16 protein-coding genes are annotated in these 13,631 nt (G+C 65.0%); 5 read left to right on the top strand and 11 right to left on the bottom strand.

Translation table 11 applies throughout. From position 1 onward, the window contains the following. Positions 1-169 precede the first annotated feature (169 nt). Positions 170-370 carry a hypothetical protein gene (locus AKN83_RS14225; RefSeq protein ID WP_050401122.1) on the top strand — a complete coding sequence of 67 codons (201 nt, stop codon included), beginning with the start codon at positions 170-172 and terminating at the stop codon, positions 368-370. Between the two features lie 296 nt (positions 371-666). On the opposite strand, the gene AKN83_RS14220 is transcribed toward AKN83_RS14225, so the two are convergent. From AKN83_RS14220 to fliI, 4 genes are all read right to left on the bottom strand, one after another. Then, positions 667-1,650, bottom strand: coding sequence for an anti-sigma factor (locus tag AKN83_RS14220; protein WP_050401123.1), 984 nt, complete (start codon positions 1,648-1,650; stop codon positions 667-669). Between the two features lie 3 nt (positions 1,651-1,653). After that, the gene (locus AKN83_RS14215) at positions 1,654-2,199 is read right to left on the bottom strand and encodes a sigma-70 family RNA polymerase sigma factor (RefSeq protein ID WP_050401124.1); all 546 of its coding nucleotides are present in this window, start codon (positions 2,197-2,199) and stop codon (positions 1,654-1,656) included. Positions 2,200-2,404: 205 nt separating this feature from the next. After that, the gene (gene fliJ, locus AKN83_RS14210) at positions 2,405-2,824 is read right to left on the bottom strand and encodes a flagellar export protein FliJ (protein WP_050401125.1); all 420 of its coding nucleotides are present in this window, start codon (positions 2,822-2,824) and stop codon (positions 2,405-2,407) included. Between the two features lie 108 nt (positions 2,825-2,932). Then, positions 2,933-4,258, bottom strand: coding sequence for a flagellar protein export ATPase FliI (fliI, locus tag AKN83_RS14205; RefSeq protein ID WP_050401126.1), 1,326 nt, complete (start codon positions 4,256-4,258; stop codon positions 2,933-2,935). A gap of 367 nt (positions 4,259-4,625) precedes the next feature. On the opposite strand from fliI, the gene ctrA reads away from it, so the two are divergent. Further along, positions 4,626-5,327 (top strand): response regulator transcription factor CtrA, encoded by a 702-nt coding sequence (gene ctrA, locus AKN83_RS14200; protein ID WP_016848562.1) that lies wholly within the window; start codon positions 4,626-4,628, stop codon positions 5,325-5,327. Between the two features lie 65 nt (positions 5,328-5,392). Here ctrA and AKN83_RS14195 read toward each other — a convergent pair whose 3' ends face one another. Genes AKN83_RS14195 through AKN83_RS14185 form a run of 3 tightly spaced genes read right to left on the bottom strand, consistent with a single transcriptional unit; the run spans position 5,393 to position 8,475 of the window. Continuing rightward, positions 5,393-6,970: a S53 family peptidase gene (locus AKN83_RS14195; RefSeq protein ID WP_050401127.1), complete on the bottom strand. Its 1,578-nt coding sequence runs from the start codon at positions 6,968-6,970 to the stop codon at positions 5,393-5,395. 10 nt (positions 6,971-6,980) lie between these two features. Then, positions 6,981-8,168 carry a hypothetical protein gene (locus AKN83_RS40555; RefSeq protein WP_172803552.1) on the bottom strand — a complete coding sequence of 396 codons (1,188 nt, stop codon included), beginning with the start codon at positions 8,166-8,168 and terminating at the stop codon, positions 6,981-6,983. Between the two features lie 49 nt (positions 8,169-8,217). Then, a complete protein-coding gene (locus tag AKN83_RS14185) occupies positions 8,218-8,475 on the bottom strand; it encodes a hypothetical protein (RefSeq protein WP_157113381.1) in 258 nt (85 codons plus the stop codon). A 212-nt stretch (positions 8,476-8,687) separates the two neighbouring features. Here AKN83_RS14185 and AKN83_RS14180 point away from each other — a divergent pair, with 212 nt between their 5' ends. Genes AKN83_RS14180 through AKN83_RS14170 form a run of 3 tightly spaced genes read left to right on the top strand, consistent with a single transcriptional unit; the run spans position 8,688 to position 10,730 of the window. Next, positions 8,688-9,092 (top strand): DUF350 domain-containing protein, encoded by a 405-nt coding sequence (locus tag AKN83_RS14180; RefSeq protein WP_050401130.1) that lies wholly within the window; start codon positions 8,688-8,690, stop codon positions 9,090-9,092. 15 nt (positions 9,093-9,107) lie between these two features. Next, complete coding sequence (locus AKN83_RS14175; RefSeq protein WP_050401131.1) at positions 9,108-9,530, top strand: hypothetical protein; 423 nt, start codon at positions 9,108-9,110, stop codon at positions 9,528-9,530. Positions 9,531-9,572: 42 nt separating this feature from the next. Further along, positions 9,573-10,730 (top strand): glutathionylspermidine synthase family protein, encoded by a 1,158-nt coding sequence (locus AKN83_RS14170; protein WP_050401132.1) that lies wholly within the window; start codon positions 9,573-9,575, stop codon positions 10,728-10,730. Positions 10,731-10,910: 180 nt separating this feature from the next. Here AKN83_RS14170 and AKN83_RS14165 read toward each other — a convergent pair whose 3' ends face one another. The 4 genes from AKN83_RS14165 to AKN83_RS14150 all read right to left on the bottom strand — a co-directional run. Beyond that, on the bottom strand, positions 10,911-11,780 hold the full coding sequence (locus AKN83_RS14165; RefSeq protein WP_050401133.1) for a CheR family methyltransferase: 870 nt from the start codon (positions 11,778-11,780) through the stop codon (positions 10,911-10,913). Then, the gene (locus tag AKN83_RS14160) at positions 11,777-12,937 is read right to left on the bottom strand and encodes a protein-glutamate methylesterase/protein-glutamine glutaminase (RefSeq protein WP_050401134.1); all 1,161 of its coding nucleotides are present in this window, start codon (positions 12,935-12,937) and stop codon (positions 11,777-11,779) included. The genes AKN83_RS14165 and AKN83_RS14160 overlap by 4 nt, the downstream gene beginning before the upstream one ends. Before the next feature lie 76 nt (positions 12,938-13,013). Then, on the bottom strand, positions 13,014-13,379 hold the full coding sequence (locus AKN83_RS14155; RefSeq protein WP_018273268.1) for a response regulator: 366 nt from the start codon (positions 13,377-13,379) through the stop codon (positions 13,014-13,016). 63 nt (positions 13,380-13,442) lie between these two features. Next, positions 13,443-13,631 (bottom strand): chemotaxis protein CheW (locus AKN83_RS14150; protein WP_172803551.1); only part of this gene is annotated, 189 nt, incomplete at its 5' end.

Genomic DNA, 13,631 nt, shown 5'->3' with positions numbered 1-13,631 from the left:
AGCTGAAGGCAGCTTTTGATCGCGATTGATCACGTATCATCACGCCCTTGTGATGACCTCTGGGGAACGGAATCGGCAAATCCTACGTTAGTGGGGCACGAGACGTTGAACCGGACAACAAACCGAACCGACAGATTTAGCGAGAGCAGGAAGGCGGCAGGAGACTTCCATGAACCACTCGATCTACAGCGCCGATCGTATGACGCACCTGAAGATTGTGGTCGTGGCGTTGTTCGCCGGTATCCTGGTCGCGGGCTTTGGCATCGCGGCACATAACTCGTCGGATGATGGTTACACGCAGACGGCGCGGGTCATGAAGGCCGGCAAGCCGGTCGCGATCACTAGTTCGGGCACGTCGCTGGTCCGCTAACAGGAGAGTTTCACGAATTCACGTGGTGTTCTTTACAGCCCCCCAAAGTCGCCACGTGGATATTTAAGACCCCCAACTACCCCCAAGTTGACTATCGAAAACGCCCGCTCCCCACGGGCGTTTTCTTTTTTTGCGGATGAGCTGCGCGAAGTCACACCCTGAAACGCACAAACTCCATCCACGTCATTGCGAGCGAAGCGAAGCAATCCATTGTCACCGAGCACGCGGAAGGATGGATTGCTTCGTCGCTGACGCTCCTCGCAATGACGGGCTACAATGGAATATTGAGTTCGCGCCTATCGCGGCGACCCCGACGCGCCCGGCACGGTCTCGATCAGCTTGCCGGTGAAGATCGGCGCCGAGGTCGGCTGGCCGTTCGGCGAACCGCCGGCTTGCTCGACCGTCACCGCGTAGGTCGCGCCGTTGATTACATCGGGATCGTAGCCCGACAGCACCGGGCGCGCAGTGAAATCATCGGCGCCGATCACGCCGAGCGAGCGCGGCTGCGGCAGTCTGTCGGAGATCAGCCAGAGCTCGAAGCTCTTGCCGGGCTCGGACGCGGCGTCGACCTTGCGCACCGTGAAATTCTTGGTCGCGCCATCGATGGTCATGATGAAGGCCGGCCCGCCATTCGGCCCCTGCAGCAGCGCGACATATTGCGCCGACGGCGCGAGCGCCGGCGCCGGCGTCTTCACTTCGACGGTCTGGATGCGCGGCTTCGGCCGGATCGCGTTCGGCAAGGCGTCGGGCCGGTAGATCTGCAATCCGAGTGTCACCAGCAGCGCGGCCGCGATCGCGGTCGCGGCCGAGGCGATGCCGCGCCAGCGCTTCACGCGGTTCGAAAGCGCGGTCACGTTGCGCTCGTCGAAGACGACCCGTGGCTGCCGGAGCTCGGGCAGCCGCCTAGGCTCGGCTGACTGCGGCATCCCGGCTGACGGCGGCGGCTCCGGATCGAACGCCGAGCCGAATTCGGGATCGTCGGTCGTCGGCGCAGGCGGCGGCGTCACCGTCGCGGCCGGCGTCTCAGGCAGCACCAGCGGCGCCTGCGGCGGGCCGGCATGGCCGATCGCCGCCTTGATGTTCTCCCAGACCACCGGACGCGGCTCGACGAGGCCGACCATCTGGTTCAGCGTCCCGAGCCTGAACTCCCAGGCCTGCACGAGGGCTGCGAACTCGTTGTCGACGGCCATCATGGTCTCGACCTGCGTACGCTCGTCGGCATCGAGGGTACCGAGCGCATATTCCGCGGCGAGCGCGATATGGTCTTCGCTATAGGCCATCAATCAGAGTCCAAGACACTCCCGGATATCCATCAGGCTGCGGCGCAGCCAGGTCTTCACCGTATTCACCGGTGTCTCGAACTTTGCGGCGAGCTGCTCGCGGCTCCAGCCGTTGTAATAGGCGAGCAGCACGAGCTTCTGACGATCGGGCTCCAGACGACCGACGCACTCCAGCAACCGCTTCAACTCTTCCGTCATTTCCCGCCGCGCCAGCGGATCGGGCTGGTCGGCGGCGACTTCCATCGCCGCCGGCTCTTCTTCCAGCGAGGTCTCGCCTCGCTTGCGCACGACATCGATGGCGCGGTTGCGCGCAATCGACGTCATCCATGTGATCGGCGAAGACAGGGCCGGATTGAACTGCCCGGCGCTGTTCCAGATCTTGACGTAAGCCTCCTGAATGACCTCCTCGGCGAGGTCCTGACGCCGCAAGATACGGAGCACGACGCCAAAGAGTTTCGCCCGGGTCGCGGCGTACAGCCGCTCGAAGGCGGCCTGATCCCCCTTCGCGACGGCGGCGATCAGCCAGACGAGCTCAGCCGGCGTCAGCATTCAGCGCCCTCCGAGCCTGCATCCCCCACCGCCTCATTGCCACCGCGCTGCCGATCATCATCTGGTCCGGACCGGTGGTAGCATATTTTGGGACACCACGATCCGCCAAGTGGTCGACAGACGGCGGGCTTGTGGACAGGCGCCCAGCAAAAAGCCCGGGTGATCGGCCCGGGCTCGCAATCTGGTCAGCGGAGGAAAGCGAGGTTCAGGCGATGACGCCGAGCCGGGCCCGCATCAGGCCGATCGAATCCATGTCGGCTTGTTCACGGGCACTCTCCTCCGCGCGTTCGCGCGCCTGGTCGCGCTCGTCGAGCAGCTCGACCTTCTTCAGCTCCTCGAATGCTTCCGACAGCAGCGCCTTGGCGTCGTCGAGCTGGGTACGCAGTTCGTCGGCCGAACGGGTCAGGTTCTCGCGGCGCTGGATCGCGGCCTTGGCGTAGGTCGGATAGGCGAAGTGCGAGGGATCGTTGATCCCGGCGCGCTCCTGCTCGGTCTGGATCTCGCGCTCGAGCTCGACGGACATGCGCTGGAAGTCGGCGATCATGCCTTCGATCTGGGTAACCCGACGGCGCTTTTCATCGACCTGAAACTTCTTCAGGCGGATCAGCGTTTCACGTGACTTCATCGACTCATACTCCCCAGAAGTCCCAATTCTGAACGCGGGACAGAACCGGCTCCCCGCTGGGCCCCGCCGGCATAGCTATGGTGTGCCGGGGATGATGGCCTGACAAAGTTAGCGTTCCGTTTCCAAACCCGACAGGATTTGAGCGAGTTGCCGGTAGCCATCGCCCAGACTGGTCGCTTCGTCCTTGGCCTGGCGCAGGAAGGCCTCCAGCGGCTCGTGCAGCCGGATCGCCTCGTCGACCTCCGGGCTGGAGCCCGGCCGGTAGGCGCCGAGCCGGATCAGTTCCTCCATGTCGGCATAGGTCGCCATCACCTGCCGCGCCTTGTTGATGAAGGGCAGGAACTCAGGGTCGGCGGACCGCGGCATGGTGCGGGAAACCGACTTGAGGATGTTGACCGCGGGGTAGCGGCCGCGCTCGGCGATCGCCCGCTGCATCACGATGTGGCCGTCGAGGATGCCGCGCACCGCGTCAGCGATCGGCTCGTTGTGGTCGTCGCCGTCGACCAGCACGGTGAAGATCGCGGTGATGGTGCCCTCGCCGGTGCCCGGCCCTGCCCGCTCGAGCAGCTTCGGCAGTTCGGTGAACACGGTCGGCGTGTAGCCCTTGGCAGTCGGCGGCTCGCCCGCCGAGAGCCCGATCTCGCGCTGCGCCATCGCAAAGCGCGTCACCGAATCCATCAGGCACAGCACGTCCTGGTCCTCGTCGCGGAAATATTCCGCGATGGCGAGCGTGAGGTAGGCCGCCTGGCGCCGCATCAGGGCCGGCTCGTCCGAGGTGGCGACCACCACGACCGAGCGCGCCAGCCCCTCCTCGCCGAGATCCTCCTGGAGGAATTCCTGCACCTCGCGGCCGCGTTCGCCGATCAGCCCGATCACCGAGATCGCGGCATCGACATTGCGTGCCAGCATCGACAGCAGCACCGACTTGCCGACACCGGAGCCGGCGAAGATGCCGAGCCGCTGGCCGCGGCAGCAGGTCAGGAAAGTATTGAGACCGCGCACGCCGAGGTCGAGCGGCGGGCCCACACGCTTGCGCGAATGTGCCGGGGGCGGCGAGTTGCGGTAGGACATCGGCGAAGCGCCCTGGACCAGCGGCCCCTTGCCGTCGATCGGTTCGCCCATCGCGTTGACGACGCGGCCGAGCCAGGCCGGCGACGGCCGCACCTGGCTCGCCGCGTTGGCGATCACGGCGCGGCAGCCGCGCCTGACGCCCTCGAGCCCGCCGAACGGCATCACCACAGCGTTCTCGCCGGAGAAGCCGATCACCTCGGCCGGGATGGAGCGGCCGGCGCCGACGTCGATCACGATGCGCGCGCCGACCGACATCGCATGAATGGGACCGGCGATCTCGACCATCAGCCCGCGGACGCCGACCACGCGGCCATAAATATTGACGCCGTCGATGTCGCCGATCTGCTCCGCGAGTGCCTTCATTGCGAAAACCTTAAGTTTCGGCAATTTTGCTCCGGCCGCTTAACTTCGTGTTTACCCGCATCATTAATCATTGCGTCACTGTCTTTGGTGACTGAGGTCGCTCGCCCATCAGAAGAAGGGCGAGTCGCGAGAGTCGGTTAGGCCCGGCTCTTAATGTGGAAACTGAACGAGCGCGGTTAGGAAAAGCTTCTTCTACGCAATATCTTAGGGCGATTCGACAAAAATTGCACGGTTAGAGCTTGCGTCGAGGAATCAGTTTTTGTTAACCATATCTCGTCAGGATCCGAATCAGTTGTTCAAAGGCGTTTTGTGAGTGCCGCAAGTGCGGCCGACCTGACGCCCGGAGCGGCGACTATAGGGGACTGGCATGCGCGTTTTGCTGATTGAAGATGATAGCGCCGTCGCGCAGTCGATCGAATTGATGCTCAAATCCGAGAGTTTCAACGTCTACACGACGGATCTCGGTGAAGAAGGCGTCGACCTCGGCAAGCTTTACGACTACGACATCATCCTGCTCGACCTCAACCTGCCCGACATGTCCGGCTACGACGTGCTCAAGCAGCTCCGGGTTTCGAAGATCAAGACTCCCATTCTGATCCTCTCCGGCCTCGCCGGCATCGAGGACAAGGTCAAGGGTCTCGGCGTCGGCGCCGACGACTACATGACCAAACCCTTCCACAAGGACGAGCTGGTCGCCCGCATCCACGCGATCGTGCGCCGCTCCAAGGGTCACGCCCAGTCGGTGATCCAGACCGGCGATCTCGTGGTCAATCTGGACACCAAGACGGTCGAGGTCGGCGGTCAGCGCGTCCACCTCACCGGCAAGGAATACCAGATGCTGGAGCTGCTCTCGCTCCGCAAGGGCACCACGCTCACCAAGGAAATGTTCCTCAACCATCTCTACGGCGGCATGGATGAGCCGGAGCTGAAGATCATCGACGTCTTCATCTGCAAGCTCCGCAAGAAGCTCGCCAACGCCTCCGAGGGCCGCAATTTCATCGAGACCGTGTGGGGCCGCGGCTACGTGCTGCGCGAGCCGCACGAGGCTGACGAACGCATTCCCGCCTGACGCTTCGCTTTCTACAGCAAACCTCCTGGACCCCGCCGCAAATGGCGGGGTTTTTGTTTGAGAAATTACGCCACCGGGATCGCGGTCAAGGCGGCAAGCAGATCCGCGCCCTTCGGAACGCCGAGCCCGGTGCAGGCGTTCCAACCGGGGCCGGCATCGTAACCCCTGCCGCCGACGCGGTTATTGCCCTGCACGACCGCACGGAACGCGCCAGGGTTGGAATACAGCGCCGCGTTGAGCAAGCCGATCTGCTCGCCGCGCGCGGCGACAGCTATTGCGACCAGCGCGGCCCATAGCGGCGTCGCGGCGCTGGTCCCGCTCATCGCCATTGCCTGTCCGTTGACGATGATGCGGTAGCCCGGGCTCGCCGACGCCGCGCAGGCGACATCGGGCACGCCGCGCCTGATGGCGCCGTCGTTCTGCGATTCCGGCAGCGTCACATGCAACTGATAGTCGGGGACGGGAAACGCGTCGCTGATGCCGCCGCCGGTGCCGACCGCGCCGGCGTTCCAGACCGCCTCCGCGGCGGCCGCCCCATTGCCCACGGGCTGGGTGCCGCCGCAGCTCGTCGCATAGGGGCTCGAGGCGGGAAACCAGACATGGACTTTGCCGTCGGTCAGGCCGCTGGTCGCGAGCTGATCACCCGAGGCGAACAGCACGCTGACCCGCAGCCGCGCGGCATCGGCCAGCACCGCCTGCATCGCGTCGCGCCCCGGCTCGGTCCAGTATTTCTCGGCGCTACCCCAGCTGACGGAGATTACCTGCGGCGCGTGCTTCTCATCGAACACCGCCTGATGGATCGCGCCGGTGAGACCGGCGGCGGAGTTCTCGGCAAAGTAGACCGCGATCTTGCCCTTCGGCAGCAGGCCGGCGAGCACCTGGAGATCGAGCGCGATCTCCTGATCGGCGACATCGTTGCTGCCGAAGCTGCCATCATTGCCGGCCGGCGGCACGTTGACGACCACCGGCGGCGGCCGGTCCATGCCGGCCACCGCCATGGCGAGATCGCTCGCGAGATAGCCGCCACCGAGCGCGATGACGCCGACGCAGATCGACGACACGTCGCGATCGAGCGGAATGCCGTAGAGCGCCGCGACGTCGGTCGGCCACAGTCCGCTGCCGCTGCCCGTGTCGGCCTCGGCCCTCACAAGCGGCGTCCTGGTCCGCAGCGGCCGCTGATCGAAGCCGAGAATGGCGCGGGTCCATGGCGCGATCTCGGCCGGCACCGTCAGGCCGCCGACGCGGGCGCGAAACGTGCGCTCGCCGTCGTGGTAGGTGCGCAGCGTCGCGCCGAAGATCTCGGCCATCTGCCGCGCGGTGCCTTGCAGCTCGACCGTGCGCGCGACCGGATCGCTGCGGCCGACGGTCAAGCCTCGCTCGGCCGCCAGCCGCACCACGCGGGCGATGGCGCGGGCATGACTGCGGTGACGCTCCGTCGCGAGCTGGTGCCGCGTGATCGGCCCGGCGAGCCGGGCAAGATCACCGGCGCTGCCCGGCGCAAACTTGTCGGGGGTGCGCCGCTTCACATAGACCACGATGGGGATCCGCCCATCGGGATCGACATCGCCGACCAGCGTCGCACCGACGGGCGCGGCGCGGTTGCTGCCGGCTAGCGGAACCCTGCGCTCGGAGGCGCCCGCCATCGCTGCGATCTCACTTGCCGCTACATGGCGTCGGCTGTACCGGAGTTTGCGTATCGTCGTAGGCGCAGAACGGGATCGACCACACGAAGTCCGCAGCCGTTGCGATGCGCGTGAGGCCCGGCTTGCCTTCGAAGATCGGCGGCTGGCCCGAGAACTTCCAGTACCATTCCGGCAGCAGCGGCCCGAGCGGAGCGACCGGGCCATTCGGACCGAACGACAGGAATCCCGCCTGCGAGGCCGGCGTGCCGTCGGCCTTGAAGGCCGCTCGTCCGTGACAGGTGATGCAGGACGACGTCGCGACGAAGCCGTCCTCGGTGACGGAATTGCCGACCCTGATGTCGAGCCCGACGTTGTCGACGAAATCGGCCTGTGATCCCTTCAGGCAGTAGTTGTTGTAGACGGGATCGATATCCGCGCTCGACAGCATCGCGGTCAGTGCGGCCGTCTTCACGCAATCCGGATAGCCCTGGCCGGCGATCCGGTTCGACGGCACGAATGCGGTCTGCGCGCCGAAATTATCGCGGCAACCGATGATGTCGCAGCGGCCCGGATTGAAACGGTGCTCGAACGTCGCCCAGGTCCAGTTCGGCACCTGCTTGCTGATGACATGCATCGAGACCAGGGCGTACTGCACGCCGGCCGCGCTGTTGACGTGATAGAGCTGCGGCACCTGCGCCACCGTCACCTTGTTGTTGGTGAATTGCGGAATGTCGCTGACCGGCATCCAATTGCCCTTCACCTCGATCGAATCGACCGGGAACGACAGCTGCTTGCCGAAGGCGGCCTTCACGCCCGAGCGCTTGTAGAGATTGTTCTGCACGATGAAATCGAACGTCGGCTTGTTGTGACGCGTTTCCTCCATCTGCCCCTGCGCGGCGCCCGGCGGCAGCGCCGGCAACAATCCGCCGCTCTGCTGCACGCCTTCGCGCGCCACCTGCGGCAGGATCGGCGGCCGCAGCGACGGCGGCGTCGCTGCGGCCGGGAACTGCGGATTGGGCTGGAACAGATCGGTATCGCTCGCCCAAGTCTCGAACGTCGAATTGCTGCCGCCGGCGCGGGTGTTGGCCTGGATGAAGAGCTGCCAGGCGACCTGATCCGGCGCGCTCATCGCAGGGTTCGGCGGCGATTGCGCCGCAGCCGGAAGCCCGAGAAGCACCAGCAGACCACAGACGAGCAGCGTGTCGATCGATCTTCTCATCTTGCTCTCCACATTGGATTCAAGGTTGGGGTTCAAGGTTGCAATCCGTTCAAGGTTGGAATCCGTCCCCCATCCAGCTCGCATAGGTGTCGAGCGCGTCCTGCGACCATCGGTGACCGGGCGGCATGAAGCCGGACGACAGTGCAGCGAAGACGCGGCGTGCGTTGGCATGATCGGCGAAGTCATCATTGCCGGCCGGGTCGCAGATCCAGTCGGCGTCGCCGAGCCGAACGCCCTTCGGCGCCATGCAGGCGATGTCCCCCGGTCGAAACATCGGCAGGATGTCGTTGCCAAAGCTGGTCGTCATCGGGATCACCGAGCCCATTCGCGACATTCACTTCTGGTTGCATATCGTATAGACGACTATCGCTGAAACCGCTGTGAAGCGGCTCACACCGCCGCGCAGCAATTTTCTGCCGGCGGTCGGCGGCCAGCCCACAGCTCAAATCGAACCGAAGCTTCGCGAACCGCGACCAATCAGCTATAGGATGACTATCTAGGGCTGTTCGGGCGCATCACATGATCCTGCAATCCCTCGCCGGCCTGCCGGCGTTCCTGGTCTATTTCTGCACAGCGCTGATCGCCGTGGTCGCCTACCTCTTCGTCTACACACGCGTCACCCCGCATGACGAATTCCAGCTGATCCGCGACAACGATCCGGCGGCGGCGATTGCGCTCGGCCTCAGCCTGCTCGGCTTCGTGCTGCCTGTTGTCAGCGCCATCGCGCATTCGGCCAATGTGATCGACTGCATGATCTGGAGCATCATCGCGCTGATCGTGCAGATCATCGTCTTCTACATCGTCAAGATCCCGGTGCCGAACCTGTCGGCGCGGATCGCCTCCGGCGAGATGGCGGCGGCGATCTGGCTCGGGCTGTCCTCGCTGGCCGCAGGCGCGCTGAACGCGGCCTGCATGATCTACTGAGCGATTGAGCTGACCATGGCGCGCAAACCGAACCCGGAATTCGGCAAGCGGCGGCCGGTGGTGCCGGCGGTACCGCCGCGATTGGAACCGCCTTCCAAACGCTCCAACCATGTCGCGCTGCTGGTGATGGGCACGCTCGCGGTTGGCGGCGGCGCCTATGCGCTGATGCCGCGGCAGAATTGCCAGCCCATCCCACCAACGCCTGCGGGCGTGACCGCGCCGGCCGTCCCGCAGCCCGGCGCCGATTGCGCGCCGCGCAGTTCGTCATCCGGATCGGGCGGCAGCGGTGGAGGCGGCGGCTCGTCGCGCAGCAGCTTCTACAGCAGCAGTTCCTCGTCCGGCGGCTCTTCATCCTCGTCGGGTTCATCGTCAACTTCGTCGGTCAGCCGCGGCGGCTTCGGCTCGTTTGCGCATGCGTTCGGCTTCGGCGGCGGCTGACACCGAGCTGACACGCATCGTCTGAAGATCACGGACTCCCTTATGCAACGCATCGCATGTTCCGAGCGCGACGATTGGCAGGCGACCGCCGAAAGCGCCGGCTTCACCTTCCACACCATCGACGGCGAACGTTACTGGGACGAGCGCGCCTATTACGGCTTCACGCTCGACGAGATCGAGCGCGATATCGAGGCGCCGACCGGCGAGATCGACGCGATGTGCCTCGAACTCGCCGGGCGTGCGGTCAAGGATGAACGCTATCTGCGCCGGATGAAGATACCGGAGGCGTTTTGGGATATGATCGCGGCGAGTTGGCGCCGCAAGGAGCCGAGCCTCTACGGCCGGCTCGACCTCAAATTCAGCGGCAGCGGCCCAGCCAAGCTGCTCGAATACAATGCCGACACGCCGACGTCGATCTTCGAGGCCGCGGTGTTCCAATGGACCTGGCTCGAACAGGCAATCGAACGCAACATCATCCCGAAGCGCGCCGACCAGTTCAACTCGATCCACGAAGCGTTGATCGCGGCCTGGAAGACGATCGGCGCGACCCGCCCGCTGCATCTCACCGGACTGACCGGCAATTCCGAGGACGCCGGCACGCTCGCCTATCTCGAGGATACCGCGGCGCAGGCCGGGCTGAAGACGACGCTGCTCGACATCGAACAGATCGGGCTGCGCAATGACGGCCAGTTCGTCGACCTCGACGAACGCCCGATCGCGCTCGCGTTCAAGCTCTATCCATGGGAGTGGATGTTCCACGACGCGTTTGGCAAGAACCTCTCGACGGCACCGACGCAATGGATCGAGCCGCCATGGAAGGCGATCCTCTCCAACAAGGGCATCCTGCCGCTGTTGTGGGAAATGTTCCCAAATCATCCCAACCTGCTGCCGGCCTATTTCGAGGACGACCCGCAGGCCGCGCAGCTCGGCACCTCGTTCGTGCGCAAGCCGATCTATTCGCGTGAGGGCGCCAATGTCGAACTGGTCAGCGCCGGCATCACGCTGGTCGCGGAGCAAGGCCCCTACGGCGCCGAGGGCTTCATCCAGCAGGCGCTCGCGCCGCTGTCGAATTTCTCCGGGCAGTACCCGGTGGTCGGCAGCTGGCTGGTCGACCACACGCCCTGCGGGCTCTCGATCCGAGAGGACGAGAACCCGATCACCGGCAACACTTCGCGCTTCCTGCCGCACGCGATTTTGTAGCGGCGTTGACGCAAGCGCGCGTCTTCACCCCGTCATCCCGAGAAGATGGACTTTGCATCGCCGTCATTACGAGGAGCGATAGCGACGAAGCAATCCATTTCTTCGCTCGCGGCGGAATGGATTGCTTCGCTTCGCTCGCAATGACACGGAGAAAGCGGACGCCGCCTCAGCGCATTCTGCTCAACGAGCAGCGGACGCGACCGCCTTCAGCACATGCGCGGCGCCGGCGCGCGCGACGGGCGCGGTGCTGGGCTGATAGAGCCCGCGGCGGTCCGGATAGGGCCTGAACAGATTGGTGATGCCGACCACGGATTCCGCCGCACCGAGCGCCAGCACGCCGTCGGGCTCGAGCATCCGGGAGATCTTGCCGAAGATCGATGCCTTGGTCTGCTGATCGAAATAGATCAGCACGTTGCGGCAGAAGATCACGTCGAAGGTGCCGAGATGCGAAACGTCCTGCAGCAGATTGAGCTGGCGGTGCTGCACCATGCCGCGGATATCGGCATTGAGCTGCCAGCACTCGCCCTGCTGCACGAAGTGCTTGACCAGCAGCTGGATCGGCAGCCCGCGCTGCACCTCGAACTGGCTGAACAGGCCGGCCTTGGACTTTTCCAGCACCGCCTGCGACAGGTCGGTGGCGATGATCTCGATGCGCCAGCCGGCGAACAGCGCGGTCATCTCCTTCAGCAGCATCGCGATCGAATACGGCTCCTGCCCGGTCGACGAGGCCGCGCACCAGACCCGCAAGCTGCGGCGCGCGGCACGAGCCTGCGCCAGCGCCGGCAGCACCGCTTCTTTCAGATGGTCGAACGGGATCTTGTCGCGAAAGAAGAAGGTCTCGTTGGTGGTCATCGCCTCGACCACCTCCGACGTGAGGATCTCGGCGCCGCCCTTTATCTTCTGGACGAGTTCGGGAATGCCGGCGAGGTTCGATCTGCGCGCCAGGGGCAACAGGCGGCTCTCGACGAGATATTGCTTGTCGGCCGACAGATCGAGACCGGAACGTTCCTTCAGCAGCTTACGCAGATACTCGTAGTCCAGCGGCGTCACGAACGGTCTCCCGCAAACACGCGAACGAGCTTCGGTGCGATCTGATTGAGCGGCAGCACGGCTGCGCAGATGCCGGCATGGACCGCGGCACCGGGCATGCCCCACACCACGCTGCTCGCTTCGTCCTGGGCGATCACGCTGCCGCCGGCGGCGACGATGTCCTTGCCGCCGCGCATGCCGTCGGAGCCCATGCCGGTCAGGATCACCGACATGATGCTGCCCTGCCAGACATCGATCGCGGAGGTGAACATCGGATCTACCGCGGGCTTGCAGAAATTGACCGGCGGCCCGTCATCGAGCGCGATCGTGGCATCGATGCCGTGGCGGACGATGCGCATATGGCGTCCGCCCGGCGCCAGATAGATCTGGCCCGGCTTGATGGTCTCGCCGTCGATCCCCTCATGCGCTGGCCGCTTGCTGGTGCGCGCCAGGTGCTCGGCAAGAATGGTGGTGAAGGTCGGCGGCATGTGCTGGGTGATCAGCACCGGCACGCGATCGATCACGGGGCCGATCTCTGCGACCAGCGACATCAGCGCCTGGGGGCCGCCGGTGGAGGAGCCGATCAGCAGCACCTTCGGCTGCAGCAGGCCGAACGAACGGCGCGCGACCTGGGCGGGTGCTGCGGCGGGGGCCAGCCCCGTGCGCGGCTTGTCATGTCCGGGCGCGAGCGGCGGGCTCGCCGTGGTGTGCACCGTGCTGCGCCGCGCCTTGGCGCCGAGATGACGGATCTTCTGGATCAGGTCGTGGCGGAAAGTTTCCGCGGCGGTGGCCTCGCGCGTGCTCTCAGGCTTCGGAATGTAATCGGACGCGCCGAGCGAGAGCGCCTTCAGGCTGATCTCCGCGTTGCGGCGGGTCAGCGTCGAGGCCATGATGATGACGAGGTCGCGCTTCTTGGCCAGGAGCTGCGGCAGCGCCGAGATGCCGTCGAGGTCGGGCATCTCGATATCGAGCACCGCAACGTCGGGGTTGAAGCGCTCGAGCTGGTTGACGGCATCGAGGCCGGTGCGCAGCGAGGCCACGACCTCCATGTCCGGCTCGGCGCCGATCCAGCGCGAGATCATCCCGCGGATGACCACGGAATCGTCAACGACCATCACCCGCACCTTGTCGGATCGGGTCGATGTCGGGACCACAGTACTTGTCAACGCAACACTCATGACTTCACCAGCGACGCAACACGACGCACAACAACCGTTGAGCCGAAGGCTTCTGCCGCCGGATCGAAGGTAGAATTTAGATTAGCCCGACCTCCTGGAACTTCGCGGTGACGATGTCCCGGTCGAACGGCTTCATGATGTATTCGTTGGCGCCGGCATGCAGCGCGCGTGCGATATGCGCGACATCGTTCTCTGTGGTGCAGAACACGACCTTGGGCTGATCGCCGCCGGGCATGCGGCGGAGATTGCCGAGAAACTCGTAGCCGTCCATCACAGGCATGTTCCAGTCGAGCAGCACGGCCTCGGGCATCGCGCGCTTGCAGGCTTCGAGCGCCTTGGCGCCGTCCTCGGCTTCGACGATCTGGAAATCGAGCCCTTCCAGGATACGGCGGGCGACCTTGCGGATGACGCTGGAGTCATCGACAACAAGACACGTTCTCATCTGCGACCTCTACTTCCTCATCCCCGGCGGGATGTTTCAGTTCTTCTGTTCTATCGGCCCGTCTCAGGCCGCCTTGGCATCAGGCACCAGTTCGAGCACGCGATCGATATCGAGGACGACCATGAGCTGGCCGTCGAGGCGGTGGACGCCGCCGGCGAGCTTGGCCATGCGGGGATCGAGGTTGACCGGGTTGTCCTCACGGCCGTCGTCGGGCAGCCGCAACACCTCGCCGATCTGGTCGATCAAAAGGCC

It is taken from the genome of Bradyrhizobium embrapense (assembly GCF_001189235.2).
Classification (GTDB): domain Bacteria; phylum Pseudomonadota; class Alphaproteobacteria; order Rhizobiales; family Xanthobacteraceae; genus Bradyrhizobium; species Bradyrhizobium embrapense.
This window is presented reverse-complemented; position numbering and strand designations above follow the sequence as displayed.

What these genes read in the sequence shown, in the direction of transcription:
- AKN83_RS14225 (WP_050401122.1), top strand. Translation starts at nt 170, where the DNA reads ATGAACCACTCGATCTACAGCGCCGATCGTATGACGCACCTGAAGATT.
- AKN83_RS14220 (WP_050401123.1), bottom strand. Translation starts at nt 1,650, where the DNA reads ATGGCCTATAGCGAAGACCATATCGCGCTCGCCGCGGAATATGCGCTC.
- AKN83_RS14215 (WP_050401124.1), bottom strand. Translation starts at nt 2,199, where the DNA reads ATGCTGACGCCGGCTGAGCTCGTCTGGCTGATCGCCGCCGTCGCGAAG.
- fliJ (WP_050401125.1), bottom strand. Translation starts at nt 2,824, where the DNA reads ATGAAGTCACGTGAAACGCTGATCCGCCTGAAGAAGTTTCAGGTCGAT.
- fliI (WP_050401126.1), bottom strand. Translation starts at nt 4,258, where the DNA reads ATGAAGGCACTCGCGGAGCAGATCGGCGACATCGACGGCGTCAATATT.
- ctrA (WP_016848562.1), top strand. Translation starts at nt 4,626, where the DNA reads ATGCGCGTTTTGCTGATTGAAGATGATAGCGCCGTCGCGCAGTCGATC.
- AKN83_RS14195 (WP_050401127.1), bottom strand. Translation starts at nt 6,970, where the DNA reads ATGGCGGGCGCCTCCGAGCGCAGGGTTCCGCTAGCCGGCAGCAACCGC.
- AKN83_RS40555 (WP_172803552.1), bottom strand. Translation starts at nt 8,168, where the DNA reads ATGAGAAGATCGATCGACACGCTGCTCGTCTGTGGTCTGCTGGTGCTT.
- AKN83_RS14185 (WP_157113381.1), bottom strand. Translation starts at nt 8,475, where the DNA reads ATGACGACCAGCTTTGGCAACGACATCCTGCCGATGTTTCGACCGGGG.
- AKN83_RS14180 (WP_050401130.1), top strand. Translation starts at nt 8,688, where the DNA reads ATGATCCTGCAATCCCTCGCCGGCCTGCCGGCGTTCCTGGTCTATTTC.
- AKN83_RS14175 (WP_050401131.1), top strand. Translation starts at nt 9,108, where the DNA reads ATGGCGCGCAAACCGAACCCGGAATTCGGCAAGCGGCGGCCGGTGGTG.
- AKN83_RS14170 (WP_050401132.1), top strand. Translation starts at nt 9,573, where the DNA reads ATGCAACGCATCGCATGTTCCGAGCGCGACGATTGGCAGGCGACCGCC.
- AKN83_RS14160 (WP_050401134.1), bottom strand. Translation starts at nt 12,937, where the DNA reads ATGAGTGTTGCGTTGACAAGTACTGTGGTCCCGACATCGACCCGATCC.
- AKN83_RS14155 (WP_018273268.1), bottom strand. Translation starts at nt 13,379, where the DNA reads ATGAGAACGTGTCTTGTTGTCGATGACTCCAGCGTCATCCGCAAGGTC.